22 protein-coding genes are annotated in these 26,367 nt (G+C 71.9%); 9 read left to right on the top strand and 13 right to left on the bottom strand.

All coding sequences use genetic code 11. The features are described from left to right. Nucleotides 1-247 precede the first annotated feature (247 nt). The 6 genes from E3O23_RS15620 to E3O23_RS15645 form a co-directional block, all read right to left on the bottom strand. Nucleotides 248-1,033 carry a hypothetical protein gene (locus E3O23_RS15620; protein ID WP_134492591.1) on the bottom strand — a complete coding sequence of 262 codons (786 nt, stop codon included), beginning with the start codon at nt 1,031-1,033 and terminating at the stop codon, nt 248-250. A 309-nt stretch (nt 1,034-1,342) separates the two neighbouring features. After that, a complete protein-coding gene (locus E3O23_RS15625; RefSeq protein ID WP_134492593.1) occupies nt 1,343-2,206 on the bottom strand; it encodes a universal stress protein in 864 nt (287 codons plus the stop codon). 37 nt (nt 2,207-2,243) lie between these two features. Then, on the bottom strand, nt 2,244-3,158 hold the full coding sequence (locus E3O23_RS15630) for a hypothetical protein (protein WP_134492595.1): 915 nt from the start codon (nt 3,156-3,158) through the stop codon (nt 2,244-2,246). 141 nt (nt 3,159-3,299) lie between these two features. Continuing rightward, nucleotides 3,300-4,691 carry an acyltransferase family protein gene (locus E3O23_RS15635; protein ID WP_134492597.1) on the bottom strand — a complete coding sequence of 464 codons (1,392 nt, stop codon included), beginning with the start codon at nt 4,689-4,691 and terminating at the stop codon, nt 3,300-3,302. A gap of 77 nt (nt 4,692-4,768) precedes the next feature. After that, nucleotides 4,769-6,370: a glucoamylase family protein gene (locus E3O23_RS15640; protein ID WP_134492599.1), complete on the bottom strand. Its 1,602-nt coding sequence runs from the start codon at nt 6,368-6,370 to the stop codon at nt 4,769-4,771. A 236-nt stretch (nt 6,371-6,606) separates the two neighbouring features. Further along, entirely contained in the window at nt 6,607-7,260 is a 654-nt protein-coding gene (locus E3O23_RS15645) for a hypothetical protein (protein ID WP_134492601.1), read from the bottom strand. 238 nt (nt 7,261-7,498) lie between these two features. Here E3O23_RS15645 and E3O23_RS15650 point away from each other — a divergent pair, with 238 nt between their 5' ends. Beyond that, nucleotides 7,499-7,759 carry an SHOCT domain-containing protein gene (locus tag E3O23_RS15650; RefSeq protein ID WP_134492603.1) on the top strand — a complete coding sequence of 87 codons (261 nt, stop codon included), beginning with the start codon at nt 7,499-7,501 and terminating at the stop codon, nt 7,757-7,759. Beyond that, the gene (locus E3O23_RS15655) at nt 7,759-9,210 is read left to right on the top strand and encodes a multicopper oxidase family protein (protein ID WP_134492675.1); all 1,452 of its coding nucleotides are present in this window, start codon (nt 7,759-7,761) and stop codon (nt 9,208-9,210) included. The genes E3O23_RS15650 and E3O23_RS15655 overlap by 1 nt, the downstream gene beginning before the upstream one ends. 29 nt (nt 9,211-9,239) lie before the next feature. Here the strand turns inward: E3O23_RS15655 and E3O23_RS15660 are convergent, their stop codons facing one another. Continuing rightward, a complete protein-coding gene (locus E3O23_RS15660) occupies nt 9,240-9,572 on the bottom strand; it encodes a metal-sensitive transcriptional regulator (protein ID WP_134492605.1) in 333 nt (110 codons plus the stop codon). Between the two features lie 86 nt (nt 9,573-9,658). Between E3O23_RS15660 and E3O23_RS15665 the strand changes: the two genes are divergently transcribed. From E3O23_RS15665 to E3O23_RS15675, 3 genes are read left to right on the top strand one after another with little or no spacing between them, the layout of a single operon-like run. Beyond that, on the top strand, nt 9,659-9,919 hold the full coding sequence (locus E3O23_RS15665; RefSeq protein WP_338145314.1) for a heavy-metal-associated domain-containing protein: 261 nt from the start codon (nt 9,659-9,661) through the stop codon (nt 9,917-9,919). Beyond that, nucleotides 9,916-12,204, top strand: a complete 2,289-nt coding sequence (locus tag E3O23_RS15670) for a heavy metal translocating P-type ATPase (protein WP_134492607.1) — start codon at nt 9,916-9,918, stop codon at nt 12,202-12,204. The genes E3O23_RS15665 and E3O23_RS15670 overlap by 4 nt, the downstream gene beginning before the upstream one ends. A gap of 48 nt (nt 12,205-12,252) precedes the next feature. Then, a complete protein-coding gene (locus E3O23_RS15675; protein ID WP_134492609.1) occupies nt 12,253-12,846 on the top strand; it encodes a DUF305 domain-containing protein in 594 nt (197 codons plus the stop codon). Here the strand turns inward: E3O23_RS15675 and E3O23_RS15680 are convergent. From E3O23_RS15680 to E3O23_RS15690, 3 genes are read right to left on the bottom strand one after another with little or no spacing between them, the layout of a single operon-like run. Then, the gene (locus tag E3O23_RS15680) at nt 12,843-15,224 is read right to left on the bottom strand and encodes a heavy metal translocating P-type ATPase (RefSeq protein WP_134492611.1); all 2,382 of its coding nucleotides are present in this window, start codon (nt 15,222-15,224) and stop codon (nt 12,843-12,845) included. The genes E3O23_RS15675 and E3O23_RS15680 overlap by 4 nt on opposite strands. Further along, nucleotides 15,221-16,606, bottom strand: coding sequence for a phenylacetate--CoA ligase family protein (locus tag E3O23_RS15685; protein WP_134492613.1), 1,386 nt, complete (start codon nt 16,604-16,606; stop codon nt 15,221-15,223). The genes E3O23_RS15680 and E3O23_RS15685 overlap by 4 nt, the downstream gene beginning before the upstream one ends. A gap of 45 nt (nt 16,607-16,651) precedes the next feature. Further along, nucleotides 16,652-17,050 carry a CHY zinc finger protein gene (locus tag E3O23_RS15690; RefSeq protein ID WP_134492614.1) on the bottom strand — a complete coding sequence of 133 codons (399 nt, stop codon included), beginning with the start codon at nt 17,048-17,050 and terminating at the stop codon, nt 16,652-16,654. A gap of 83 nt (nt 17,051-17,133) precedes the next feature. Between E3O23_RS15690 and E3O23_RS15695 the strand changes: the two genes are divergently transcribed. Next, a complete protein-coding gene (locus tag E3O23_RS15695; protein WP_134492616.1) occupies nt 17,134-18,288 on the top strand; it encodes a glycerate kinase in 1,155 nt (384 codons plus the stop codon). A gap of 191 nt (nt 18,289-18,479) precedes the next feature. Here the strand turns inward: E3O23_RS15695 and E3O23_RS15700 are convergent, their stop codons facing one another. The 3 genes from E3O23_RS15700 to E3O23_RS15710 all read right to left on the bottom strand — a co-directional run bounded on the left by E3O23_RS15700 (nt 18,480) and on the right by E3O23_RS15710 (nt 22,707). Then, complete coding sequence (locus E3O23_RS15700; protein ID WP_134492618.1) at nt 18,480-20,090, bottom strand: FGGY family carbohydrate kinase; 1,611 nt, start codon at nt 20,088-20,090, stop codon at nt 18,480-18,482. 270 nt (nt 20,091-20,360) lie between these two features. Next, entirely contained in the window at nt 20,361-21,551 is a 1,191-nt protein-coding gene (gene xylA / locus E3O23_RS15705; protein WP_134492620.1) for a xylose isomerase, read from the bottom strand. 301 nt (nt 21,552-21,852) lie between these two features. Then, nucleotides 21,853-22,707 (bottom strand): NAD-dependent epimerase/dehydratase family protein, encoded by an 855-nt coding sequence (locus tag E3O23_RS15710; RefSeq protein ID WP_134492622.1) that lies wholly within the window; start codon nt 22,705-22,707, stop codon nt 21,853-21,855. Nucleotides 22,708-22,782: 75 nt separating this feature from the next. Between E3O23_RS15710 and E3O23_RS15715 the strand changes: the two genes are divergently transcribed. The 3 genes from E3O23_RS15715 to E3O23_RS15725 all read left to right on the top strand — a co-directional run bounded on the left by E3O23_RS15715 (nt 22,783) and on the right by E3O23_RS15725 (nt 26,330). Next, entirely contained in the window at nt 22,783-23,958 is a 1,176-nt protein-coding gene (locus tag E3O23_RS15715; protein WP_134492624.1) for an ROK family protein, read from the top strand. A 213-nt stretch (nt 23,959-24,171) separates the two neighbouring features. Continuing rightward, nucleotides 24,172-25,449, top strand: coding sequence for a multidrug effflux MFS transporter (locus tag E3O23_RS15720; protein WP_241983505.1), 1,278 nt, complete (start codon nt 24,172-24,174; stop codon nt 25,447-25,449). A gap of 122 nt (nt 25,450-25,571) precedes the next feature. Beyond that, entirely contained in the window at nt 25,572-26,330 is a 759-nt protein-coding gene (locus E3O23_RS15725) for a phosphatase PAP2 family protein (RefSeq protein WP_134492628.1), read from the top strand. The last annotated feature ends 37 nt before the right edge of the window (nt 26,331-26,367 follow it).

Below are 26,367 nucleotides of genomic sequence, written 5' to 3' on the forward strand. Positions count from 1 at the left end.
CGGCCGGACCTCGGCCGGCGCCGGCGGGCAACGATCCCCAGCCCTGGAGTGCCGCGGGCCCGGGTGGGCGACGGATGCCCCCACGGCTGGGGATCGTCGACCCGCCGGCGGCCGGCGAGGATGGAGCCCGCTGGCCCTGGTGCCGCTCACGCTCGCCGCCGCGCTGAAACGGCGGCGGATAGGCCGCAGGCCGGGAACCCCGTGGGGCTCCCGGCCTGTGGCCTGCGCAGATAGTGCGCCGCGGGGGCTAGTTCCCGGTCTCGACCTCGGCGTGTGCGCCGCCCTTGGCGTGCGTGTCGGAGAGGATCCGCTCGGCGATCGTCTGGACGACCTTGCCGTAGTCGCCGGCCAGCGCCGACGTCTCGACGTTCTGGAGGGCGGCCGGGCGGTCGGCGTCGGACGCATCCTTGACCGTCGTCAGGTCCGTCTGCAGCGACTCCGGGAGCTTCTCGAACAGCACCGGGTTGTCGAGGAGCTTCTGGGCGATCTTCTCCACGGACTGGCCCTTCGCGCCGTCCTCCGACTGGTCGCCCTGGAGGACGGTTCGCAGCCCGTCCAGCGGGTGGGTGGGGTCGGCCTGGATCTCCTGGGCGAACTCCTTCACCTGGTCGCCGTAGCCGCCGGCCAGTGCCGTGGCGGTGATCGTCGTGGCGAGCGTGGTGCGGTCGGCCTCCGACGCATCCGTCAGCGAGGTCAGGTCGGTCTGCAGGTTCTCGGGGAGGCGCTCGAAGAGCGCGGCGTGGGCGGACAGGGTTTCGGCGACGTTCTGCGCCTTGTCCCCGATGTCCGTGCCCTCGGACAGGTCGGCGCGCAGTTCCTGCTTCAGCGCGGCCAGGACGGCGCCCTTGGTCGAGGCGTGCACCGAAGAGCTGCTGCTCGACTCGGTGTCGGATGACGCGTGGAGCGGCGCGGCAGTCGCGCCCTGTGCTCCCACGCCCAGGAGGGCGCCCGCCGTCAGGACGGATGCGGCGCCAATGGCCATGCGCTTCGTGCGGGTTGCGGAGGTGCCGGTGAAGATCGTGTTCTTGTTCATTGTGGATCCTTTCGATTGCCTGCGGCCGGTCCGGCGATGAGCCGAAGCAGGCCGCACGTGGTCACCGGGCGAGTTTAGGGACGCGCCGGATGCCGAGCCTCCGTGGAGGCTGGGAGCCGCGAGGATCGGGCTCCGGCCGCAAGCCGGGCGTGTTGCCGCGTCGGCCGGAAAAAACCGCCTCTGGTCAGGGGATGCCGAGTCGCCCCCGAGCCGTTTCCTCGCCGGCGAGCGCAGATTTCGGACCTCGATTTTGCTTTGCGGGCGCGCTGCCCTACGGCGGTCCGGAGACGGACCGAAGGGGACCTTCGCTCAGCTTTCGGCGGCCGCGCCGACGACGACCGTCGGCGACACGATGTTCAGCACCATCGTGTGGCTCACCGAGCCCAGGAGGAGGCGCTCGACCCCGCGCAGGCCGTGGTTGCCCACGACCAGCAGCGCCGCCGGTCGGGAGGCTTCCAGCAGCGCAGGCTGGGGCGCGCCGTGCACCAGCGTGCCCCGCACCTGGAGCCCGGGCCAGGCATCTGCTGCCTTCGTCACGGAATCCTCCAGGATCTGCCGGTGCGTTTCCTCAAGATCGCCGAGGAACTCCTGGCTCGGGAGGCCGGGCAGGGCATCCGGGCCCTGCCAGACCGGGGGCTCCTGCCACGCGTGGATGACCCGCAGCGGCTGCCGGGTCCGGTGCGCGTGCTCGGCAGCGAAGGCAACGGCGACGTCCGAGGCGGCGGAACCGTCGATCCCGACGACCACCCCTGACCGGGCCGTGCCGTCGTCCTCCGGCACAATCGCGACCGGACCGCGCGCGCTGGCGGCCAGTCGCGCCCCCACCGACCACTCGAACCGGAGCCGGGAGCCCTCCCGCCGATGCGTCCCCACGACGACGAGCCGGTCCGGCCCGGAGCGGCGGCGGAGTTCACCGATCGGATCGCCCCGCACGAATTCCGTCTCCACGTGAACGTCCGGATGCGCCACGCGCAGCTGGGCAGCGGCGTCCTCGAGGGCGGCCCGCGCGGCGTCGACCATGGAGTCGTCGACGATGTAGTCCGTGATCCCGATCGAGTCTTCCAGCACGCGCGCGAGCGTGAGCTCACCGCCCGACGTCCACGCCGCCGCCCACTCCACGGCCGCCCGCGCCGGAGCCGAGTCGTCCCAGCCAACAATCGTCTTCCCAGTCATGTTGTCCTCCCGGGCACGACACTACGCGTGATCTGCCTCAGCGGAGCGGAGAAAGTCGGGCGAAAAAGTTGGGTTCCTCGCACGCCCGGCCGCCGACCAGGTTGAGGCACTGGTCGAGGTAAGAGGGGAACGGTTCCGTGTCGCTCGACCCGAACCAGCGGCTATAGAAGCGCCAGAAGTTCAGGTTTCCAAACGCCGAGCAGCTGTCGCCGTCGGTGCCCGGCCGGGCCAGCAGCGCGGCATTGGGCTGGTACGGCGTGTAGTTGTACAGGTTCGCGGTGGCCTGGTTCTGAATGCGCACCGGCTCGGCGCCGCACGCGGCATCGGGGTGGAAGCCCACGTCGACCGTGCCGATCTTGTAGGCGCGCTCCGGCTCCCGGGTGTATTGGCGGAACTGCCAGGCCGCGCGGTAGACCTGATTGAAGAATCCGAAGTACCGAGCGTCGCAATCGGCCGTGTCTGGACAGGCGTAGCCGGTGGCGCGCAGGTAACCGGATGCCGTCGGCCGTGTCAGCAGGGATTGCTCCTTCTGCAGCAGCACGAGCAGCACCCGCGGGCTGATCGTGCACGCCTTCGCGACCTTGGCGATGATCCGGCTGGCCGGCTCGTTGCTGGCGGCGGCATAGCGCGTGCAGTGGCCCGAGCCCTGGTTCGGCTGGGCGGTCGTGCTTTCGCGGTACTCCCACAGGCACGGCGACGCATCCGCCGGAGCGCACGCGCGCGCTTCGAGGAAGGACTGGATCTCCTCCTCGGTCATGGCCGAGGGGTTGAAGAAGTTGTAGTCGCTGATGATCAAGCCGGCGTTGAACGCGACGGGCCTGGCGTCCTCCTCCGCGCGGTCGATGGCCGCGGGAACGGCGAGGGCGCCGACGAGCCCCAGCAGCACGGCGAAAGCGGCCAGGATGACCAGCCGGCGGCGAGGCCGGCCGGGAGCGCGCCGGCGTGACTTCACCGCGGCGGACGGACGCCGACGCGGCGTGGCTGCCGCGGACCCGCGCCCACGCGGCTTCGCGGCCGCGGACGGACGCCGACGTGCTTGTGCTGCCGCGGGCGCTCGCCGACGAGGCCTGGCGGAAGAACTCATGGGGCGACCCTATCGGGGACGGGTCGGAGCGTGCTGGGAGTCGAAGGGCGGCAACAGGTCTTCCGGGGCTGCGCGGACGTCGCTTCGCGGCGGGACGCCCCGGACGGGCGTGAGGGTCCGGGGCCGCTGCAGCAGGATCGCGACCGTGAGCAGGGCCGTGCCCGTAATGGCGATGACGAGGTCGAGCCCGAAGACCATGACCGTGAACGGCGGAATGATCAGCAGGGCGGTCGACGCGCCGATGCTCCAGTCGCTCGCTGGGGCGTGCTGCCCCGAAGCGCTGACCGGCCGCTCGAACCGGCCGAGCAGCGCCGAGACGCCGGCCAGGGCGAGGACCGCGACGGCCAGGACGACCGGTCGCGTCGCCCACCAGGCTCCGCTGCCCGGCGCGGGCGAGGGGAGCGGGGTGAGCAGGAGCAGCCCGACGACCAGCGCGAGAACGGGCAGGTGCCACAGGTACACCGTCATCAGCCGACGCCCGACCGCGGACACGACCAGCCGCACCGCGCCGCCGCGCATCAGCCGGCGGCAGAGCGGATGCAGCAGCATCAGGACCGCGAACTGGGCCACGCCGAGCGGGATCAGGGCCACCGTCGGCGGGTTGAGGTTCTCGAGCATGTCCGCGGGGTACGGGCCGAGAGTGGTCACCAGTCCGAGGGCGCCGTAGACGGCGATGACGATCAGGACCAGGCTCAGCCGGGACCGGGCCTGGAGCCAGCCGTCGGCGGCCCAGATGCCCAGCTGTTGCAGGAACAACCAGACCAGGATCATGTTGAACAGGCCCAGTACCGGCAGCTCGGTGGTGAGGCTGACGATGTCGACGGCGACCGCGGCGGCGCCCAGCGCGACCAGGGTGCGGCGCGGTGCCCGGGAGTGCAGCGTCGCCATTCCGGGCAGGTAGGCCTGGCTGAAGGCGTACGCGGCGAGGAACCACAGCGGTGAGGCGACGCCGGTCGCGATCTGGGCAACGCTGCCGGGGGCGACTCCGGTCAGATGCAGCACCAGGATGCCCAGGGACAGGAAGGCGAAGAGGGGGACGGCCGGCCTCGCGAGCCGCAGGAAACGCCCGCGGATGAACCCGGCGGCGCTGCCCCCGCGCGCCTCCGTGCGACGCCAGGCCTGCACGCCGACGAACCCGCCGATCATGAAGAAGAGGGGCATGACCTGGGCGACCCAGGTGACCGGGGTGAGCCACGGCTGCAGCAGCAGCGTGCGCTCGATGACCAGGTCGTCGCCGACAGTGACGGAGGCGCCGAGCATGAACAGGTGACCGACGACGACCAGTGCCAGGCAGAACACCCGGGCAAGGTCCATCACCGGGTCGCGTCCGGCCGGCCCGGGAAGCAGGGCGGGGCGCGAGGCCGCGGTGGCTGTGGCCTGTCCCGCCCTGGACTTCCTCACGGCTCACCTCCGCCCGGCCGTTGCCGCTGCTGCCAGTGTGGCACCGAACCGGCGAACGAGCGGGGACGTTGGCGTGCCTAGCCGATGATGCCCGCGCCGAATTCCTCGATCGAAATCAGCGGCTTGATGGTGTCCTGCACCGCCCCGCGCGTGAAGTTGCGACGGATGACGTCGGCGCAGAAGACGTTCCCGATGGCGCCGAGGACCATCGCCTGGTCGAGCGAGAGGTAGCGCCGGGCAACCAGGCCGGACTTGACGGCCACGGCGTCGTAGAAGCCGCCGTCACCGTACGCCTTGAGCTCTCGTTCGATCCTGACGAGGTTGTCGTAGGCCTGGCGCGGTTCGTACTGCATCGCCAGGAATGCGGCGTGCGGGGTAACGACCCCGTCGCCCCACGCCGGGGCGGGGTTGGTGCCCTCGCGGCAGCCCGCGAAGCCGCCGTCGTAGTGGGTGCGCTCCATGTCCGACACGTAGCCGTCGGGGTTCATCCCGATCGCTTCGACGCCCCACTCGCTGTAGCCGCCCCCGGGCCGGCTGGCCGGGGAGAAGCCCCAGTACCCGTACTTCGCGTCGTCCAGCCCGAACTCGCGCTGGGCGCGCACGGTGAGGGGGTGGTTCACGCCCCAGGCCCTGGGCGCCCAGGTCGACTCCGGCACGAACAGGTCGGGCATGAGCGCCTCGAACATGTCGCCGCCCCAGCTCGGCACGATGTGCATGCCGCGGTAGGCGAAAGCCCCCTCGAACACATCGATGCCGTGGTAGGTCTTGTGGTCGCCGACCGGCTTCTGCTCCAGCCAGGACCAGTCGCAGGTGTCCGGGAAGACCCGCTGGGTCGCGAAGTAGTGCGCTGCGGGGATCTGGCCGCGGGAGATGCCGATGTAGCTGGCGATGCGCGGCTCGCTGTTGTGGATGTCGTAGTGGTTGAGCGTGTAGAACACGTCGGGTCCGTTGCCGAGGTAGTTGCCCTCGGCGGTGTTGACCGCCGGCTTGACGTCCCAGAAGCCGCCCCGGAGCAGGCCGGCCCCGATGCCCGGACGGGCATCCTTGTTGTAGAACATGCCGAAGTTCATCTTCTTCAGGATGCCGCCCGCCAGCCTGGCCATGCGGGGCTCTGCGTTGCGCACGACCATCAGCGCGGCGGCGAACCAGCCGTTGTCGACGCTGGAGAGGAACGGGTAGACCGTGTTGCCGTCCTCCGGCCACGTGGTCACGACGTCGCCGCTGGCTTCGTCGTACCAGTTGTAGAACATCCCGCTGGGCTCGTGGTGCTTCAGGCGCGCCATGGTGGTCAGCGTCCGGGTTAGCCGTTCGAGGCACTCGCCGGCGTCGATGATGCCGAGTTCGCGCGCGACGACCGTGCTCCACAGGTAGCCGCCGATGTTCGTCGGGGAGGTATAGCCGCTGCGCCGGGGCTCGTCCACGGGGCCGCTGATGTTGTCGGCCGGCAGCCCGGTCACCGGATCGGTCATCGCGACGAGGGAAGCCCACGTGTCGCGGGCCCACCGCTGGATCGTGCCGCGGTCGACGCCGCCGGTGGTCGCGGACGCGAAAGGGGAGGCGTGCGCCGGCGTGGCCTGCGCGGTGGCCAGGCCGACCGCGGCGACCGCCGCGCCGCCGACCAGGAACTGTCTGCGGGTGGCGGCGAGCGTCGCCGCGGTGAAAGCAGGAATGGTTGTCATGTCCGGTGCAAATCCTTCGTGTCGTCGTTGACGTTCGTGACTGACCCCCGAGTGTAAGCGCATACAAATGCCCCGTGCAACCTTTTACCGCTCGCTGCGGGCGCGCTCGCGGCCACCAGGCCGCGCGTCGGCTCCGGGCTGAGATGCGGAGAAACACCCTTCGTTGCGACGCTGAAGGTACTTTGTCCGCGACTCAACCGGACGGCCGCGTGGCGCCACGAACTGACCTGCGGCGGTCAGCTCGTCCTGGTCTGCCGTACCCGGTCCGCGGGCGACGCCGCGCGCGCCGCCTGGCGGTCCAGCCGGTCGGCGGCGAGGAACACCAGGCCGCAGATCACGGGCATGAAGCTCACGGCCGCGAGCGACGCGGAGGCGTCCAGGCTGCCGAGGCTCGACACGGCGACCGGGAGAATCCCGACGGCAAGCAGCATCCACCCGGCCGGGGCGGCCCGGCGTAGGCCGAGCGCCGCGAGGGCTGCCCCGAGCACGAAGGAGGCCAGGGCACGGATCGGGCCGACGCTGTTCTCGATCATGCGCCAGGCGCCGGGGTCGGCGGCGAACCAGACAGCGGCCAGCACGAGGACCACGGTGAGGGTCGCGAGCACGAGCGTCGCCCAATCCGGTCGAAACCAGGCGAGCGCGGCCAGCAGGACGAGGGGGGCCAGCCAGGCCAGGATCAGCCAGGGCGCGGGGACGCTGCCCGCATCCGTAAGCGTCTCCCCGGCGACGAAGACGCCAAAGAAGATGACGTACACCGCCATGGCCGCCGCGGCCACCCGGGCCAGGCCCCTGGCTCGCCGCGCCGGATCGGGCTGCCGGAGGAACAGGATGGCGACGGCGACCCCCACGGCGACGACGGCGACCCCGGCCAGAATCAGAACGAGCGGCATGGCAGGCCTCCTTGGCGCGAACACTGCAGTTGGCACGAAACCTGCATTTGGCAGGAACACTGCATCCTTCGTCATCACATCCCCGCGCGGGGAGCCTGTCAAGGCCGCGCCGCGCGCTCGCGGGGATACTGCCGGCGGTCGGGCCACCGCGCCGCGGGGCCGGCCGACCCGGCGTGCGGACTTCCCGTCCCGCGGGAGTATCCTGTCGCCATCAGGGGAACTGCGAGAGGAGACCGACATGATGTGGGGCTACGGAGACGGACCCGGCTGGATGTGGCTCCTCGGGCTGCTGCTCGTCGCCGGCATTGCGCTGCTCGTGGTATTGATCGTGCGTCTGTCCGCCGGCAGCGGCGGCGGCGCTCGCGGTGGACCGCCCGGCAACGGAACGCCCTCCGGCGGGACGCGCGCTCGTGAGATCCTCGACGAACGATTCGCGAAGGGGGAGCTGACCGCCGACCAGTACCGCGAACAGCTCCGGGTTCTCGACGAGAACCGGTGATGCAGCCGATCAGCCGGCGCGGCATCCTGCTGCTCGGCGGCCTGGGGGTGGCCGCCACCGCGGTCGGCGGCGCCGGCCTGCTCTGGGGCTCCACGATCCGGACTCCGCCAGGGCCTCAGTTCGCCGAGCCGGCCGAGCTGGCCAGCGAGGCCGGCCGGCTCCGGGTGCGGTTGACGGCCGCCGGCCGCCGGGTGCGCCTCGGCGGCCGGGACGTGAGCGCGCTGAGTTTCAACGGGGGGATTCCGGGTCCTACGCTGCGCCTCAAGGCGGGCGACCGGCTGAGCGTGCGCTTGCGGAACGCACTCACCGACCCCACGAACCTGCACGTGCACGGGCTCCACGTGTCGCCGGAGGGCGCGGGGGACAACCCGTTCGTCATGGTGGAGCCCGGCGATGGCTTCGCCTACGAGTACGAGTTGCCCGCCGATCATCCGCCGGGGGTGTACTGGTATCACCCGCATCACCACGGCACGGTCGCCGACCAGGTCTCCGGCGGACTGTACGGAGCCATCATCGTCGAGGACCCTGAACCGATCGAGGCGGCAAGGGAGCGGATGCTGCTGATCTCGGACGTCAACCTGGACGGCTCCGGACGCATCGCCGTCGCGTCCCCGATGGCCCGGATGCTCGGACGCGAGGGCGAGATCGTGCTGGTCAACGGCCAGGTCACCCCCCGCCTCTCCGCACGCCCGGGCGAGCGGGAACGCTGGCGCGTGGTGAACACCTGTGTGTCCCGGTACCTGCGGCTGCGCCTGGACGGCCAGCGGCTCCAGCTGGTCGGCATCGACTCCGGCCGGTTCCGCAACCCGCTGGAGGTGGAGGAGGTGCTGCTGGCCCCGGGGAACCGGGCGGACCTGCTCGTCACCACCCGTGCCGGGACGGCGTCACTGCGCGCGGCCGCCTACGACCGGGGCGGCGCGGGCGGGATGATGGGCGGCGCGCCCGCGGGATCGCTCTCCGGCGCCGTGCTGCTGGCGACCCTGGCCGTGTCCGGTGACGCCGTAGCGGAACTGCCGGCGGTCTCCGCCCAGCCGACGCCCCGGGACCTCCGCTCCGCCACGGTGACGGCCAGGCGGGAGCTCAGTTTCGCGATGGGCATGGGGGCGGGCATGGGCGGTGGCGGCATGATGAGCTTCACCATCAACGGCCGCCAGTTCGACGCCGGCCGGGTGGATACGACGGTCCAGGCGGGGAGCGTCGAGGAGTGGACCCTGGTCAACGACAGTCCGATGGACCATCCCGTGCACCTGCACGTGTGGCCGATGCAGCTGATGGAGGAGAACGGCCGGGACGCGGAATCCGTGCTCGAGCGCGACGTCGTGAATGTTCCGGCGCGTGGCCGGGTGGTCGTGCGGATCGCGTTCGACGACTTCGCCGGCCGCTCGGTCTACCACTGCCACATCCTCGACCATGAGGACAACGGCATGATGGGCGTCATCGAGGTGCGCTGACGTGCGCTGACGTGCGCTGACGGGCGTGGTTAGGAGCGCACGAGCCGGGCGATCGCGGCCGAGGCCTCGCGCATCTTCAGGTCGGCCTCCGGGCCGCCGACCGCGGCGGCATCCACGACGCAGTGGTTCAGGTGGTCGTCGAGGAGGCCGAGCGCGACGGACTGCAGCGCACTCGTCATCGCCGAGATCTGGGTGAGGATGTCGATGCAGTACTTCTCGTCGGACACCATGCCCTGCAGGCCGCGGGCCTGCCCCTCGATCCGGCGCAGGCGCTTGAGGTAGTCATCCTTGTTGGAGATGTACCCGTGCGCGCCGTGATGCCCGTCATGCAGCGCGTTCTCCGCCCCGGTTGATTCATTCATGCTCCCACTATACCCCCAGTGGGTATCGGGGGTATAGTGGTTCACGTACCCCCGGGGGGTAACACAATCGAAAGGGAACGCGGCTCATGAGCGCAAACGAAACAGAACAGAACGACGCCGAACTGACCACGAGCATCTTCGAGGTGTCCGGGATGACCTGCGGACACTGCGTGAAGAGCGTCACCGAGGAACTCGGCCGGGTAGAGGGCGCGAAGAACGTGGAGGTCGCGCTCGTGCCGGGCGGCGTCTCCCGGGTGATGGTCTCCAGCGCCGGCGCGCTCGACCCCGACGCGGTCGCCGCGGCGATCGACGAGGCCGGGTACGCGCTGGTGACCCAGTCCCGATGAGCGGCCGGCAGGTCGAGCTTGTCGTCGGCGGGATGACCTGCGCGTCATGCGCGGCGCGGATCGAGAAGAAGCTCAACCGGATGCCCGGGGTCGAGGCCTCGGTCAACTATGCGACCGAGAAGGCCACCGTGTTCGTGCCGGAGGGCACCTCGGTCGACGCCGCGATCGCCACCATCGAGGCCACCGGCTATACGGCCGTGCTGCCCGCACCGGCCGAGCTTCCGGATATCGCGGACGAGGCGGACGGCGACGTTCGCAGCCTGCGGCAGCGGCTGCTGGTCTCCGCCGCCCTCGCGACGCCGGTCGCGCTGCTGTCGATGATCCCCGCGCTGCAGTTCACCAACTGGCAGTGGCTCGCCCTCACCCTCGCGGCTCCCGTCGCGGTCTGGGGCGCCTGGCCGTTCCACCGCGCGGCGTGGGTCAACGCCCGCCACGGCGCGGCGACGATGGACACCCTGATCAGCGTCGGGGTGCTCGCGTCGCTCGGCTGGTCGCTCTACGCGCTGTTCTTCGGCATGGCTGGGATGCCCGGCATGACGATGGAGTTCTCCTTCACGGCCGAACCCGGGGCCGGGGCCGACGAGATCTACCTCGAGGTGGCATCCGCGGTCACCGTCTTCATCCTGGCCGGGCGGTACTTCGAGGCCCGGGCGAAACGACGTTCCGGCGCTGCCCTGAAGGCGCTGCTCGAACTGGGCGCCAAGGAGGCGACGCTGCTGCGGGACGGGGTCGAGACCCGGGTCCCCACCTCCGCCCTCGTCGTCGGCGACCTGTTCGTCGTGCGCCCGGGCGAGAAGGTCGCGACCGACGGCGAGGTCGTCCTGGGCACCTCGGCGGTCGACGCGAGCATGCTCACCGGCGAGGCCGTTCCGGTCGAGGTCGGACCCGGCGCCGTCGTCGTCGGCGCCACGCTCAACTCGGGCGGACGCCTCGTGGTGCGGGCCACCAGGGTGGGCTCGGATACCGAACTCGCCCAGATCGGACGCCTCGTCGAACAGGCGCAGGCCGGCAAGGCCGATGTGCAGCGCCTGGCCGACCGGGTGTCGGCGATCTTCGTGCCGATCGTGATCGGCCTCGCCCTGGCCGCCCTCGCCGTCTGGCTCCTCATCGGCGCGGGCCCCGTGGCGGCCTTCACCGCGGCCGTGGCGACCCTGATCATCGCCTGCCCGTGCGCCCTCGGCCTGGCCACCCCGACCGCCCTGCTGGTCGGGACCGGGCGCGGCGCCCAGCTGGGCATCCTGATCAAGGGGCCGCAGGTCCTCGAATCGACCCGCCGGGTCGACACCATCGTCCTGGACAAGACCGGCACAGTGACGACCGGCCGGATGACGCTGGTCGCCGCCGTGCCCGCCCGGGGCGTGGCCGAAGACGAGCTTCTCCGCCTCGCCGGTGCGGCGGAGACCGGCTCGGAGCATCCGATCGCCGCGGCGATCGCCGCAGGGGCGCTGGAGCGCGTTGCCGCGCTCCCCACCCCCGAATCGTTCGCGTCGGAAGACGGCCTCGGCGTGCAGGCCGTCGTCGACGGTCACCTCGTGCTGGTCGGACGCCCGCGCTGGCTCGCCGACGAGTGGAGCGTCACGCTCCCCGCCGAGCTCGCGGACGCCCTCGCCCTGTTCGCGTCCCGCGGGCAGACCGCCGTCGCGGTCGCCTGGGACGGCCAGGCCCGGGGCATCCTCGCCGTGTCCGATGTGGTCAAGGCGACGAGCGCCGCCGCCGTTGCCGAGTTCCGCCGCCTGGGCCTGCGCCCGCTGCTGCTGACCGGCGACAACGAGGTCGTCGCCCGGGCCGTCGCGGCCGAGGTCGGCATCACCGACGTGCGCGCCGACGTGCTCCCGGCCGAGAAGGCCGAGGTCATCCGCGACCTGCAGCGGGAGGGCCGGGTCGTCGCCATGGTCGGAGACGGTGTGAACGACGCCGTCGCGCTCGCCACGGCCGACCTCGGCATCGCCATGGGCACCGGCACCGATGTCGCCATCGAGGCCAGCGACCTTACCCTCGTGCGCAGCGACCTCGTCGCCGCCGCGGATGCCATCCGGCTGTCCCGGCGCACCCTGGGCACCATCAAGGCCAACCTGTTCTGGGCGTTCGCCTACAACGTCGCCGCGATCCCGCTGGCCATGCTCGGTCTGCTCAACCCCCTGATCGCCGGGGCGGCGATGGGGCTGTCCTCCGTGTTCGTCGTGAGCAACAGCCTCCGGCTGCGCGGTTTCCGCGGGCTCCGCGTCGCCGCGACCGTCACCGGCGCCGACTCCGTGGAACGACGGGACCTCGCGGCCGCGCACTGACCTCGAACGCTCCTCGTTTCTCCCAGCCCCACCTGATTGGATACAGCCATGCTCACGAACAGACTTCTCGCCCGCCGTACCTCCCTCCTGGCCGCCGCGGCGGTGGCCGGCCTGCTCGCTCTCAGCGGCTGCGCCGGCGCGGTGTCGGGTGGATCGGCCGCGTCGGACGCCCCGGCCTCCTCGGACTCCTTCAATGCGGCGGACGTCGCCTTCGCCCAGATGATGATCCCGCACCACGAGCAGGCCGTGGAGATGAGCGACGAGATCCTCGGCAAGGACGGCATCGACCAGGACACCGTCGACCTCGCCACCGGGATCAAGGCCGCCCAGGAGCCGGAAATCCAGCAGATGGAGTCCTGGCTCGACGCCTGGGGCGCCGACAGGGCAATGGCGGGCATGGGCCACGGGACGGACGGGATGATGTCCGCGGACGACATGTCGGCCCTGGACGAGGCGACCGGCTCGGAGGCCGCCCGGTTGTTCCTCCAGCAGATGTTGGTGCACCACGAGGGCGCGATCACGATGGCACGGACCGAGCTGCAGGCCGGCAAGAACGCCGAGGCGAAGGCCCTGGCCGAGGCCATCGTCACGGCCCAGGAGGCCGAGATCCAGGAGATCAAGGACCTCCTCGCCGCCAGCTAGGCGGAGCCGGCCGGCCGCGGTAAGGGAAGCCGCTTCAGCAGCAGCGCGTTCACGGCGACGATGACGCTCGAGCCGGACATCGAGATCGCGGCGATCTCCGGGCTGAGCATGAGGCCCAGCGACGGATAGAACAGGCCGGCGGCGATCGGCAGGGCGATCACGTTGTAACCGATGGCCCAACCGAGGTTCTGCCGCATCTTGCGCAGGGTGCCCTTCCCGATGCGCAGGGCCACGGGAACGTCGAGCGGGTCGGAGCGCATCAGCACCACGTCCGCGGTCTCGATGGCGACATCCGTGCCGGCGCCGATGGCGATGCCCAGGTCGGCCTGCGCCAGCGCCGGGGCATCGTTGACACCGTCGCCGACCATCGCGACGCGCCGGCCGGCACCCTGCAGCTCGGCGATCTTCGCCGACTTGTCTTCGGGCAGCACCTCGGCGATCACGGTGTCGATGCCCAGCTTCTCGGCGATCCGTCGGGCGGTGGCCTCGTTGTCGCCGGTGAGCATGACGACCCGGATGCCGGCGTCGTGCAACGCGGCCACGGCCGCCGCCGCGGTCTCGCGCGGGGCGTCGGCCAGGGCGATGACGCCGACCGCCTGGCCGTCGACGGCGACCAGCACCGCCGTGCGCCCGGCCTGGGCCAGCTCGTCCCGCTGCGCCGCGACCGGGGCCAGCTCGACGCCCTCGGCGGCCAGCAGCTTGCGGTTGCCGACGAGCACCCGGAGGCCCTGCACGGTCGCGCCCGCGCCATGCCCGGGAACGTTCCGGAACTCCGCGGCGGCCAGGGTCTCGGCCCCGCCGGCCTCGGCGTGGGCGACGATGGCGGCGGCGAGCGGATGCTCCGACTCCCGTTCGACCGCGGCGACGAGCGCCAGCAGCCGGGGCTCCTCGATCCCGATGGCGATGACATCCGTGACCTCCGGCTCGCCCCGGGTCAGCGTGCCGGTCTTGTCCAGCACGACGGTGTCGATGCGCGCCGCCGTCTCGAGCGCGGTGGCGTTCTTGAACAGGACGCCGCGTTTCGCGCCCAGGCCCGTGCCCACCATGATGGCCGTCGGCGTGGCCAGGCCCAGGGCATCCGGGCAGGTGATGACGACGACGGTGATGGCGAAAAGGATCGCCGTCTGCACGCTCGCTCCGACCAGCAGCCAGGCCGCCAGGGTGGCCCCGCCGCCGATCAGGGCGACGAGCACCAGCCAGAACGCGGCCCGGTCGGCGAGCCGCTGGCCGGGCGCCTTCGAGTTCTGCGCCTCCTGGACCAGGGCCACGATCCGGGCCAGCGCGGTGTCCGCCCCGACCCTCGTCGCGCGCACCCGGAGCGTTCCGGTCGTGTTCACGGTGGCGCCGATCGCCTCGGAGCCGGCGGCCTTGGCCACCGGGAGGCTCTCCCCGGTGATCATGGATTCGTCGATCTCGGACTCGCCCTGCTCGACCACGCCGTCGGTCGGGATCCGCGCGCCGGGGCGCACCAGCATCAGGTCCCCGGGGACCACCTCGGAACTCGGCACCTCGACCGTTTCCCCGTCCCGGATGACCAGCGCCAGGGGCGGGGCGAGCTCGAGCAGGGTGCGCACGGCGTCGTTCGCCCCGCCGCGGGCGCGCATTTCGAACCAGTGGCCGAGCAGCACGAAGCTGGCCAGCACGGTGGCCGCCTCGTAGAACACCTCGCCGCCGCCGGTCAGGGTCACCGCCAGGCTGTACAGCCAGCCGGCGCCCACGCCGACGGCGACGAGGACCATCATGTCCAGGGTGCGGGCCCGCAGCGCCCGGACGGCCCCGTCGAAGAAGATCCAGGCCGAGTAGAAGATCACTGGCAGGGAGAGCACGAGCGCGAAGACGTCGTCGCGGAGGCCGAAGGGGGCCGGGGCGCCGAATCCGAGGACCTCGCGGCCGATCGGTGACCACAGGGTGATCGGCACCGACAGCACGGCGGCGACCAGGAACCGGTTGCGCATGTCGCGGATCATGGCATCCATCGACATCTCGCCGTGGCCGCCGTGGCCCATGGCATCCTGCGCGCTCCGGGTGACGGGGGCGGCGTGTCCGGCGTGGTCGGCGTCTGCCGGAGCGTGCTCCGCGCCTGCCGCGGCGTGCTGCCCGGCGTGGGCTGGGGCGTCGGCCTCCGCCATCGGGTCGCAGATGTGGTCGGGGACGGACCGGCCGGAGCAGTGGTAACCGCAGTCCCGCACCCAGCCGGCCAGGTCGGCGATGGACGTATGTCGCGGGTCGAAGGTCACGTTGGCGGTCTGGGCGACCGGGTTGGCCTCGACCTTTGTCACGCCCGGCCGGCGCCCGAGCACGGACTCGGCGACGGCCTTGGAGGAGGCCCAGTGCACGCCCTTGACCTCGATCACCGCAGTCTCAGTCGGTCCGCTCATGTCGTGGTTCCTCTCCTTGGAGTGTCCGTGCGTGGAAGCGCCCGCACGAGCGGCGCCTTGCCGAGCGGGGTGCGCTCGACGGCGTCGGCCACACGCACGGTGATCGGTGTGGCCGTGACGCCCGCGTCGCGGAGGGCCGAGTCGACCCGCGCCCGGACTGCCTCTGCCGTCACCGACGGGGCCAGGCCCACCACAAGCACCCGCAGGCCGTCGGCCTCCTGGTTCACCTGCCAGCCCGCGAGGCTCGCCCCGTCGAGGACGCCGTGGAAGAGGAGCGGATGGACGCTGACCACGCCGGTGGCGCCGGGCAGCAGCAGCACGTCCTCGATCCGGCCCTCGACCGCGGCCAGGCGCACGAAGGACCGTCCGCACGGGCAGCCGCGGCCGGCCAGGGCCACGCGGTCGGTCAACTCGTAGCGGATCAGCGGCAGCGTGCGCGAGAACAGCACGGTCACCAGGATTCGCGCCCCCACGGTGCCGGCCGGAACCGGCGCCCCGGCGTCATCCACGGGTTCGACGATCACGAGGTCCTCGTAGACGTGCCGGGTTCCGGACGCGCACGACGAGGCGATCACCGCGGTCTCGGTGGCGGCGTAGACGTCGATCGGGGCGGATCCCCACGCGGCCGTGATCTCGGCGGCGGCCGGTTCACGCAGCACCTCGGATGCGCTCATCACCGCCTCTGGCCGGATCGCCAGGCGCCCGGCGCGCTGTTCCGCCGCGAGGGGTCTCAGCGCGGACGGGTAGCCGACGAGCACGCGCGGCTGGAAGCGGTTCAGCGCAGCGACCGTGTGCGCCAGGGCCGCGGCGGCGTCCAGCCGGAGCGCGGGCACGAACCTCGACCGCAGCGACGCCCCGACCATCGCGGACTGGTGCGTCGGGGTCCGGGAGGCGAGGACCGCCATCGGCACCGGGTGGGTGACCTCGACCGGCACGCCGGCCCAGTCGTTCGAGCGCGCGTAGGAGGCGAGAATCGCGGCCCACTCGGACCGGTCCCAGACGAAGATCCCCGGGCGGCCGGTGGTGCCGGCCGTCGCGCCGGTCCACCATCGACCGCGCCACGGCAGGGCGGGGTCGGCGCGCGCAGCGACGAGGGCGCGCAGGTGCTCCTCCACATCGGCCAGGCGCAGCCCGGGCACGGTCACGACCCGGTCGAAGTTCGCCATGAGCTGCGCCTTGGTCAGCGGCGGAAGCTGGGAAAGCGGTGCGCCCAGCAGCCCGGCGTGGTGCCGGCGGTAGAACTCGGAGCCCGCATAGGCCGCCCGGCGGAGCCTCCGGAGCGCACGGGCCTGGTGCCGGGCGATCCGGGCGGCATCCCACCGGTCGCGGCGGCGCAGGCGTGCGCGCAGGACCAGGAGGCGGAGCATCAGTCCTGTGTCCATGCCGTTCCTGCCGTTGCCCGGTACGTCTGGGCGCCAGTGTACCGCTTAGGCGGGGATACCCTCCGGGGGTAAGCCGGCCGGGTCGGGGCCGGGGGTGGGGCCTGGCGCGGGGACCGGCTCGGACACCGGCTCGGGGACCTCGAAGTAGAGGTGGGCGTGCAGGCCGCAGCGCTCGTTGAACGCGGCGCCGCAGGCGGGACACGAGGTAGCCTGCCGGTAGGCGAGGATGCTCAGTTCGGTGTGGCATTCGCCGCAGAGGATGGCCTCCTGGGCCCAGTCCGCCATCGGCCACCGGCGTGCCGGATGGGTCTCGCCCTCGGCGTGGCACTGGAAGCACGGGTAGTAGCGGCCGCAGCACCGGAACTTGATCGCGACGATGTCGAGGACGGTGCCGTAGTGCACGCAGCGGGTCGCGTCATCCGTCGTGCTTCCGTACACCTGCATGCCGTTCCTTTCCCTCGCCCCAGTGTTTCACGCGGGCGGGGCGCGGCGACGGTGCGGCGGGCGCCGGGTGGGAAGCTGGGGGCATGACGCCGCACACGATCGTGATCGCCCCCGACTCGTTCAAGGGGACCGCCGGCGCCGCGGACGCGGCCAGGGCGATCGCGGCCGGCTGGGCATCCGTGCGGCCGGACGACGAGCTGCGGCTGATGCCGATGGCCGACGGCGGCGAGGGGACGCTCGAGGCGTTCGATCTCGCCGTGCCGGGTTCGAGGCGGATGCCCGTGGCCGTGCAGGGCCCGGACGACCGGCCCGTCGACGCGTACTGGCTGCTCCTGCCGGACGGCACGGGCGTCGTCGAACTGGCGAACACGAGCGGCCTCGGGCTGCTCCACCCGCTGCGGCCGCTGGACGCGCACACGCTCGGCTTCGGGCAGGCGATCGCGGCGGCCCTGGGCCACGGGGTGCAGCGCCTGCTCCTCGCGATCGGCGGGAGCTCCTCGACCGACGGGGGAGCGGGCGCGCTCGCGGCCCTCGGCGCGCGCTTCCTCGATGCGCCGGGACGCACTGTCCCGTCCGGCAACCGGGGGCTCGGCGCGCTCGCCGAGCTGGACCTCGGCGGACTGCGCCCGCTGCCGCCGGGCGGGGCGCTGGTGCTCAGCGACGTGACCAACCCGCTGCTCGGCGCGGACGGAGCGGCCGCCGTGTTCGGCCCGCAGAAGGGCGCGAGCGAGCCGGAGGTTGCGCTGCTCGAGGCGAACCTGGCGAACCTGGCAGGGGTGGTTTCGAGTGCCGGAGCGGGCAGGCCGGTGGCTGACCCGGCGACGCCGGGGGCCGGCGCGGCGGGCGGGACCGGCTTCGGGCTGCTCGCCTGGGGCGCGACCATGGCCCCGGGATCGGCGGCCGTGGGCGAGGCGCTCGGGATCCCGGGGGCGCTGGCCGGGGCATCCGTCGTCGTGACGGGCGAGGGCTGCTTCGACGCGCAGTCTGCCGCGGGCAAGGTCCCCTCGTACCTGGCCGCGCAGGCGGCGGATGCCGGGGCGCGGGCCATGCTCGTCGCCGGGCTGATCGAGGCCGACACGGCGGGTTTCGCCGCCGCGCTCTCGCTGGCCGACCTGGCCGGCAGCAGCGCCGCCGCGATGGGCGAACCGCTCCTGTGGCTCCGCCGGGCCGGAGCGCGCCTCGCCGAGTCAGCCTTCGAGGCGGGCGGCGCGGGCCGCGCGGGCTCGCCCGGTGCATAACTCCGCCAATTCGAAGATGCCGGCTGTCGGCGTCCGGGCAATGCCGGGGGTGAGAAGCGCAGCCGTGCAGGAATTGGCGGAGTTATGCGCACGCCCTCGCGCTGAGCTTGCTGACCGTGACCGCGCTGAGCGCGGGCTCGGCGGTCGACGGGGCTCGCGATGCGCCGTTTCGCCGCGTTCGCCGGTTGACCTCAGGCGCGCTCGGCGTACTGGGCGCGGATGACGGGGCGGAAGTCGGCTGCCGGCTGCGCCGCAAGGGCCGGCCGCCACGCCGGGCGCTGTCCGGTGAGCGCCCAGGCGGCCTGCGCCGCCGCGCCGTCGGCCACGTACTCGCCGGGCTCCGGCACCACGATCGGGCAGTCGAACACCTGCGCCGCGATCGCCTGGAGCGCCGGGTTCTGCGCCGCCCCGCCGATCAGCAGGATGCGCGCCACCCGCACGCCCTGGCCGCGCACGGCATCGAGGCCGCCGGCGAGCCCGCAGAGCAGCCCCTCGAACGCCGCACGCGCGAGGTTCGGCCGCGTCGTCGAGGCGATCGTCATCCCGAACACGGATGCCGTGGCATCCGGCAGGTTCGGCGTGCGCTCGCCCTCGAACCAGGGTTGCAGCACGAGGCCGCCGGCGCCCGGCTCCGCGTGCAGGGCGAGCCGGCCGAGCTCGGTGTGGTCGACGCCGAGGAGCCCCGCAATCGAGTCGAGCACCCGGGCGGCGTTGAGCGTGGCGACGAGGGGCAGGAACAGCCCGCTCGCGTCGGCGAACCCGGCGACGGTGCCGCTCGCATCCGCCGCCGGAACGTCGGTGACGGCGAACACGGTTCCGCTCGTGCCGATCGACACGACCACGTCGCCCGCTCCGGCGCCGAGGCCGAGCGCGGCGCCCGCGTTGTCGCCGGCACCCGGTCCCAGCACGATCCCGGCCGGCACCGCGCCCCGCCTGGCGGGCGCGGGCGGGCGGACCTGCGTGTCCCGCGTGTCCGGCGTGTCCCGCGCGTTCTGCGTGTCCTGGCCGGCCTGCCCCATCGAATTCGACGGAGATTTCGTCCCAGCCGCCGCGATTCCGCCGGTATTCGCGTACGAAACGCCGGAATCTCCGTCGAATGGGGAAGCCGGGAAGGGGAAGCGGACGGGGAAGACGGCGGTGGCGCCGGGGCTGTCGGCCGGGCCCAGCACCCGGGGGAGGGTCGCGGAGTGCCCGAGCGCGCGCTCGAACAGGTCCAGGTCGTACTCTCCGGTGCGGGGCGACCAGTAGCCGGTGCCGCTCGCGTCGGAGCGGTCGGTGGTCAGCTCGGTGAACACCGGGCCGAGCGGGCTCTCGCCCGCCGGGCCGAATCCGCGCAGCCGCCAGGTCAGCCAGTCGTGCGGGAGGGCGACGGCGGCCACGCGCGCGGCATTGGCCGGTTCGGCGTCCCGCAGCCAGCGCAGTTTCGTGACCGTGAACGAGGCGACCGGCACGGAGCCGGCCCGGCGCGCGTACTCGCCGGCGCCGACCTCGGCCACCAGCGCGGCCGCTGCCGGGGCGCTGCGGGTGTCGTTCCAGAGCAGGGCCGGCCGGATGACTCGCCCGGCGTCGTCGAGGGCGACCATGCCGTGCTGCTGCGCCGCGACGGAGATCGCGGCGACATCGGCGAGACCGCCCGCGTCGGCGATCGCCACCAGCAGGGCGTCCCACCAGGCGGCCGGATCGACCTCGGAGCCGGCCGGGTGCGGCGCGCGGCCGCTCCGCACGAAGGCCCCGGTCGCGGCATCCCGAATGACGATCTTGCAGCTCTGCGTCGACGAGTCGACTCCGGCAACCAATGGCATGGCTTCATTCTCCGCTCAGTAGGCCGTGCGTCGGCTTGGCACGTGTGGGTGGTGGCAGGAGGTTGGTCGTTCACGACCGCCGTCCTGCCGCGGTGGTTGTCGGTCCGGGGTGCCGACGCCAGGTGCCGTTCTGCGCATAACTCCTGCAATCTGCGATTCTGCGGGACGCCTCCCGCGAAATTCCGGGGCTGCCAGCGCCGGGGTTTCGAAATTGGAGGAGTTATGCACGGAGGGAGCGCGCTACTCGGGCGGCGCCGCCGGCGTCGCGGGCTACCGGGCGCCGAGCAGGTGCTCGAGCGCCAGCTGCTGCAGGCGCACGAAGCCGAAACCCCTGGCGCCGAAGTACGCGTCCGGCTCGAACGACTCGTACGACTCGGGGTCGGCGAGCAGGTCGTCGTAGCCCTCGCCGGCGGCCAGCGTCGGCTGCGCCAGCTCCGGGACACGCGACGCCGCGAGTGCCTCCTGCACCTCGGGGTCGGCGCGGAACGCGACCGCGCGCTCCTTGAGCAGCAGGTAGGTGCGCATGTTCGCCGCGGCCGAATCCCAGACGCCCGAGGCGTCCTCGGTGCGCGAGGGCTTGTAGTCGAAGTGGCGCGGCCCGTCGTAGGAGCGTCCACCGCCCGGCCCGCCGTTCTCGAGGAGGTCGACGAGCGAGAACGCGTTGTGCAGGTCGCCGTGGCCGAAGACGAGGTCCTGGTCGTACTTGATGCCCCGCTGGCCGTTCAGGTCGATGTGGAACAGCTTGCCGGCATCCAGCGCCTGGGCGATGCCCGCGGTGAAGTTGAGCCCGGCCATCTGCTCATGCCCGACCTCCGGGTTCACGCCGACCAGCTCCGGCCGCTCGAGCGTCTCAATGAACGCCATGGCGTGCCCGACGGTGGGCAGCAGGATGTCCCCGCGCGGTTCGTTCGGCTTCGGCTCGATCGCGAACCGGATGTCGTACCCCCGGTCGGTGACGTAGTCGCCGAGCAGGTTGACGGCCTCCCGGTACCGGGCGAGCGCCGAGCGGATGTCCTTGGCCGCGTCGTACTCCGCGCCCTCGCGTCCGCCCCACATCACGAACGTCTGCGCGCCGAGCTCGGCGGCGAGGTCGATGTTGCGCAGCACCTTCCGCAGCGCGAACCGGCGCACCGCGCGGTCGTTGGAGGTGAAGCCGCCGTCCTTGAAGACCGGGGCGCTGAACAGGTTGGTGGTGATCATCGGCACGATCAGTCCGGTGTCGGCGAGGGCCTGCTTGAGGCGGTCGATCTCGGTCTGCCGGACGGCATCCGAGCAGCCGAAGGGGAACAGGTCGTCGTCGTGGAAGGTGAGCCCGTAGGCGCCCAGCTCGGCCAGGCGGGTGACGGCCTCGACGGTGTCCAGGGGCGGCCGGGTCGGGCCGCCGAACGGGTCGGCGCCGTTGTAGCCGATGGTCCAGAGGCCGAACGAGAACTTGTCGTTCGCGGTGGGGATGAGGGACATGAGGTTCCTGTCTGTCGGCGACGGTGGCGATTTGTTGACGTCTGCAACATATCACGCACGAGACCCGGCGGTCGAGCATGTCGCACCCCCTCCGCCGAACCGTGACTTCGGCACCTTCCCGGGGGCCACGAAGGTGCCAAACTCACGGTTCGGCGGGTAGGTCGGGTCAGGCTCGACCACCCGGGTCAGGCCCGACCACCCGGGTCAGGCCCGACCACCCGGGTCAGGCCCGACCACCCGGGACAGGCTCGACCACCCGAGGCCGGGCCGCCGCCCGGCGCCGGCCGTCGCCCCGCGTCGGCTACCCGGCGACCACCTGGTCGCGCCAGCTGTGCTCGGGTGCGAAGCCGAGCATCCGCTTCGCCTTCTCGATCGAGAGCAGAGTGTCGTGCTCGCCGAGGTCGGCGGCCACCGAGACACCGGGGAACACCTCGGCGGCCAGCGACGCGCTCGAGCGGCTCATCACGGTGTCGGCGTTGGCGATGATGTACGCCTCGAAGCCGGGCCTGGCCGTCGCCAGCGCGCGGGACACGGCCTGGGCGCCGTCGCGGCCGTCGATGTAGCCCCAGAGGTTCCACTTGCGGGCCAAGGGGTCGGCGTCGTAGGAGGGGAACGCCGCGTAGTCCTCGGGGTCCATCACGTTGGAGAATCGCAGGGCGCTGATGCTGAGCTCGGGGTCCCAGCGCACGAGCTGGATCGCGAGCTGCTCCTCGAGGTGCTTGACCAGCGAGTAGGCGCTCTCCGGCCGGGCCGGGTACTCCTCATCGACGGGCAGGTAGGGCGGGGCGATGTCGAACGGCAGCCCGAGCACGGTCTCACTCGAGGCGTAGACGATGTTCTTGATGCCCGCCCGCCGGGCCGCCTGGAACACGTTGTAGGTGGCCAGCATGTTGTTGTGGAACGTTGCCACGTCCGGACGGATGCCGGAGGCCGGGATGGCGCCCAGGTGCACGACGGCCTCGAAGCCGCTGTGCACATCGTCGACGCCGAACAGCGCGTCGATGACCTGGCCGTAGTCGGTGAGGTCGATGCTCAGGAAGCCCGCGCCGCGGACTCCTTCCTTGTCGAAGACGATGACCTGGTGGCCCTCGCCGCGCAGGCGGGTGACGACACTGCGGCCGAGCTTTCCGCTTCCGCCGGTGACTGCAATTCTCATTCGATGGTCTCCCTGATTTGTTGAGGTTGGCAACGTATCATGGTGAGCCGGGACGGAACGGGCGGCGGAGGACACATGCAGGGATCCAGCCACGACGACGTCCGCAGGCGCAACCTGTCCGTCATCCTCCGGCTGGTCCATCTGGGCGGCGCGGCCTCGCGTTCCCGGCTCACCCGGCTCACCGGGCTGAACCGCTCCACCATCGCGGCGCTCGTCGCCGAACTGGCCGACCTCGGCCTGGTCGAGGAGCGCGTGCCGGATGCCACCAACCAGGTCGGCCGGCCCAGCCCGATCGTGGCCGTGAGCGACACGTTCGTCGCCATCGCCGTGAACCCCGAGATCGACGCCGTCACGGTCGGGATCGTCGGCCTCGACGGGACCGTGCGCCGGCGCATCCGTCACCCCACCGCGCACTCGCCGAGCGTGGCAGAGGCCGTGGAGATCTCGGCCGCCCTCATCGAGGGGCTGCGCGCCGAGCTCGACCCGAGGTTCCGGATGATCGGTATCGGCGTCGCGGTGCCAGGGCTGGTGCGCGCCCGCGACGGCCTCGTGCGCCACGCCCCGCACCTCGGCTGGGTCAACGAGCCACTCGCGCGGCTGCTGCACGAGGCCACCGGCTACCCGGTGCTCGCCGCCAACGACGCCGGACTCGGGGCGACGGCCGAACGCTACTTCGGCGCCGGCCGCGGCCTGACCGACCTGATCTACCTCAACGGCGGCGCCAGCGGCATCGGCGGCGGCCTGATCGTCGGCGGCCAGGCGGCGGGCGGTTTCGACGGCTACGCGGGGGAGTTCGGGCACACCCGGGTGAGCGGCAGCGACCGCACCGACTCGGCGGGGCTCGCGGGCACGCTCGAGGCGGAGGTGACCCGCAGCGAACTGCTCGAGGTGCTCGGCCTGCCGGGCGCGGACGCCGACGAACTCGAGCGGGCGCTGCTGGCCGCCGATTCGCCGGCGGTGCGGGCCGAGGTCAACCGGCAGCAGGACTTCCTGGCGGTCGCCCTCGCCGGGGCGATCAACATCCTCAACCCCCAGCTGGTCGTCCTCGGCGGGTTCCTGGCCGCGCTGCTCGCCGTCGACCCGGACCGCCTGGGCGCCGCAGTGTCGACGCTCACCCTCCGCGCGCCCTTCGAGGAGGTCCGGCTGAGCGCCGCCCTGCTCGGCTCGAACCTGCTCATGATCGGCGCGGCCGAACTCGCCTTCGACCAGCTCCTGGCCGACCCGGCGGGCAGCCTGGCAGCGTCCGCGTGAGCGGATACCGTGTCATCGGGAATAGCCTCGGCGCACTCCGCCTTGTCACAACAGTCGGCCGCCTGGGCCCGATGCTGGTGCTGATGCCCGTGACGACGGATGCCGACGGCCCGGGCCGGCCGGGCCCCCGACCTTCCGTCTCCCACCCCTTTCGGCTCCCACCGACGCCGTTCCCTTGACTCCGTTCCCATCAACACCGAGGACCTTCTCCGAGTGACTACTGCCGCCATCCCCGTTATCTCCGCCGCGCAACTTGCCTCCACCGCCCGCCACCCTGGCGACGCCCTCTCGCGCGGGCAGCGACTCGTCTACATCCTCGTGCTCGGGGCGCTCACCGCCCTCGGACCGTTCACGATCGACCTGTACCTGCCGGCGTTCCCCATCCTCGAGAGCGAGCTCGGCGTCTCCGCCGCGGCCATCCAGCTCACCCTGACCGGCACGATGCTCGGCTTCGGATTCGGCCAGCTCGTCGTCGGACCGTGGAGCGACAAGGTGGGCCGGCGCCTTCCGCTCATGCTCGCGACCGTGTTCCACGTGCTCGCCTGCGTGGGCGCCGCCCTGTCCCAGGACATCGTCTGGCTCGGCCTGTTCCGGGTGCTGCAGGGCTTCGGCGCCGCGGCCGGCGGTGTCGTGGCGATGGCCATGGTGCGCGACCTGTTCGGCGGAAAACCGCTGGTCAAGATGCTTTCCCGGCTCGCCCTGATCAGCGGGCTCGCGCCCGTGCTCGCGCCGGTCATCGGCTCGCAGCTGCTGCTGGTGATGGACTGGCGCGGCATCTTCTGGGTGCTCGCCGCCTACGGCGTGCTCGTCGTCCTGGCCGTGGCGATCTGGATCGTCGAGACCCTGCCGGAGAGCCAGCGGCACTTCTCGGGGCACAACACGATGGCCCAGCGCTACAAGGCGGTGCTCAGCGACCGTGTCTTCGTCGGGGTGGCGATCATCGGAGCGATGACGTTCACCGGCCTGTTCTCGTACCTGTCGGCATCCTCGTTCCTCTTCCAGCAGATCTACTCCTTCAACCCGCAGCAGTACGGGCTGCTCTTCGCCGTCAACTCGCTCGGCGTCGTCGCCGGTGTGCAGCTGAGCGCCCGGCTGATGCACCGCTGGAACGTCGGCCCGCAGTGGATCCTCGCGACCACCACGATCGTCATGGCGGTCATGGCCGTCGCGATCGTGGTGCTGGACCTCGCGGGCGCCGGGCTCTGGGGGACGCTGATCCCGCTCTGGTTCTTCATCGCGGCCTGTGGCTTCACCTTCCCCACCGTGCAGGTGCTCGCCCTCAACGCGCACGGCCACGAGGCGGGAACCGCGGCCTCGCTGCTCGGTGCGGCGAACTTCGGTATCGCCGGGCTGATCTCGCCGCTGGTCGGCGTGCTCGGCGTCAGCACCGCGCTCCCGATGGGCTCGGTGATGGCCGGCAGCGCCTGCGTCTCGATCCTCGCCCTGTGGTTCGTCGTGCGGCCGCGCCGGGTGGCCGCTCTCTCGCACTAGCCGCCGCGCCCCGCGCCGCGCTGAGTCGCGGACAAAGTACCTTCCCGGGCCGAACGAAGGTGCGTTGTCCGCAATTGAGTGTGCGGATGCCCGCGGGCATGCGGGCGCTCTAGCATTGACGGATGGACGACATCCAGAAGCACCCGGAAGTTGCCGCCCGACCGCAAGCCAGGCGGGTCGCTCACTGGTGGTGGATCGTGAGCGGAGTCGTGGCGGTGGTCCTGGCCGCCCTGATCGGCTTCATCGTCGTGGTCCGCGACAACGGGGCGCCGTTCGGCTTCGACACCGAGTGGATGTCCGAGATCGCCGAAGAGCGCGCGCCGGTCTGGGACTTCCTGTCGTACCTGATGAACTCCCTCGGCGGCAATCTCCTCGGCATCCTCGTGATCCCGGTTCTGATCATCGTCATGCTGCTGATCATGAAGCGGCCCTGGGCGGCCGGGTACTACCTCGCGGCCACGCTGGTGAGCTCGGGCATGGTTCAACTGCTCAAGAAGTCGTTCGGCCGGGCTCGCCCGGAAGACATCCTCGTTCAGGTCGACTTCGGGTCGTTCCCCTCCGGGCACGTCGGCAACGCGGCCACCATGGCCGTCATCCTGGCCATCATCTTCCCCCGGCTCTGGGTCTGGATCGCCGGGGCCGCGTACGTGGTCCTGATGATGATCAGCCGCACCTACCTGGGCGCCCACTGGCTCTCCGACACGATCGGCGGCGCCCTGCTCGGCATCGGCGTCGCGATCGTGGTCTGGGCGCCGTTCGCCGCGAAACTCGACGGCGAGCGCGAATTGGCGGTGCAGCGTCGGTCGGCGGCGCATCCGCCACCGCCGGCGCGCGAGTCGCAGTCGGCGCCCGTCGAATTCGACGGAGAAACTCCGAAATAAGCGCCCGAAACAACGCAAAAGCTCGTCGAAACGCAAT

This window comes from Cryobacterium tagatosivorans (assembly GCF_004402215.1).
GTDB classification, from domain to species: domain Bacteria; phylum Actinomycetota; class Actinomycetes; order Actinomycetales; family Microbacteriaceae; genus Cryobacterium; species Cryobacterium tagatosivorans.

Bases quoted from the DNA above. Each gene is read 5' to 3' on its own strand.
- E3O23_RS15620 (WP_134492591.1), bottom strand. From the start codon at position 1,033: ATGAACAAGAACACGATCTTCACCGGCACCTCCGCAACCCGCACGAAG.
- E3O23_RS15625 (WP_134492593.1), bottom strand. From the start codon at position 2,206: ATGACTGGGAAGACGATTGTTGGCTGGGACGACTCGGCTCCGGCGCGG.
- E3O23_RS15640 (WP_134492599.1), bottom strand. From the start codon at position 6,370: ATGACAACCATTCCTGCTTTCACCGCGGCGACGCTCGCCGCCACCCGC.
- E3O23_RS15645 (WP_134492601.1), bottom strand. From the start codon at position 7,260: ATGCCGCTCGTTCTGATTCTGGCCGGGGTCGCCGTCGTCGCCGTGGGG.
- E3O23_RS15650 (WP_134492603.1), top strand. From the start codon at position 7,499: ATGATGTGGGGCTACGGAGACGGACCCGGCTGGATGTGGCTCCTCGGG.
- E3O23_RS15655 (WP_134492675.1), top strand. From the start codon at position 7,759: ATGCAGCCGATCAGCCGGCGCGGCATCCTGCTGCTCGGCGGCCTGGGG.
- E3O23_RS15660 (WP_134492605.1), bottom strand. From the start codon at position 9,572: ATGAATGAATCAACCGGGGCGGAGAACGCGCTGCATGACGGGCATCAC.
- E3O23_RS15665 (WP_338145314.1), top strand. From the start codon at position 9,659: ATGAGCGCAAACGAAACAGAACAGAACGACGCCGAACTGACCACGAGC.
- E3O23_RS15670 (WP_134492607.1), top strand. From the start codon at position 9,916: ATGAGCGGCCGGCAGGTCGAGCTTGTCGTCGGCGGGATGACCTGCGCG.
- E3O23_RS15675 (WP_134492609.1), top strand. From the start codon at position 12,253: ATGCTCACGAACAGACTTCTCGCCCGCCGTACCTCCCTCCTGGCCGCC.
- E3O23_RS15680 (WP_134492611.1), bottom strand. From the start codon at position 15,224: ATGAGCGGACCGACTGAGACTGCGGTGATCGAGGTCAAGGGCGTGCAC.
- E3O23_RS15685 (WP_134492613.1), bottom strand. From the start codon at position 16,606: ATGGACACAGGACTGATGCTCCGCCTCCTGGTCCTGCGCGCACGCCTG.
- E3O23_RS15690 (WP_134492614.1), bottom strand. From the start codon at position 17,050: ATGCAGGTGTACGGAAGCACGACGGATGACGCGACCCGCTGCGTGCAC.
- E3O23_RS15695 (WP_134492616.1), top strand. From the start codon at position 17,134: ATGACGCCGCACACGATCGTGATCGCCCCCGACTCGTTCAAGGGGACC.
- E3O23_RS15700 (WP_134492618.1), bottom strand. From the start codon at position 20,090: ATGCCATTGGTTGCCGGAGTCGACTCGTCGACGCAGAGCTGCAAGATC.
- xylA (WP_134492620.1), bottom strand. From the start codon at position 21,551: ATGTCCCTCATCCCCACCGCGAACGACAAGTTCTCGTTCGGCCTCTGG.
- E3O23_RS15710 (WP_134492622.1), bottom strand. From the start codon at position 22,707: ATGAGAATTGCAGTCACCGGCGGAAGCGGAAAGCTCGGCCGCAGTGTC.
- E3O23_RS15715 (WP_134492624.1), top strand. From the start codon at position 22,783: ATGCAGGGATCCAGCCACGACGACGTCCGCAGGCGCAACCTGTCCGTC.
- E3O23_RS15725 (WP_134492628.1), top strand. From the start codon at position 25,572: ATGGACGACATCCAGAAGCACCCGGAAGTTGCCGCCCGACCGCAAGCC.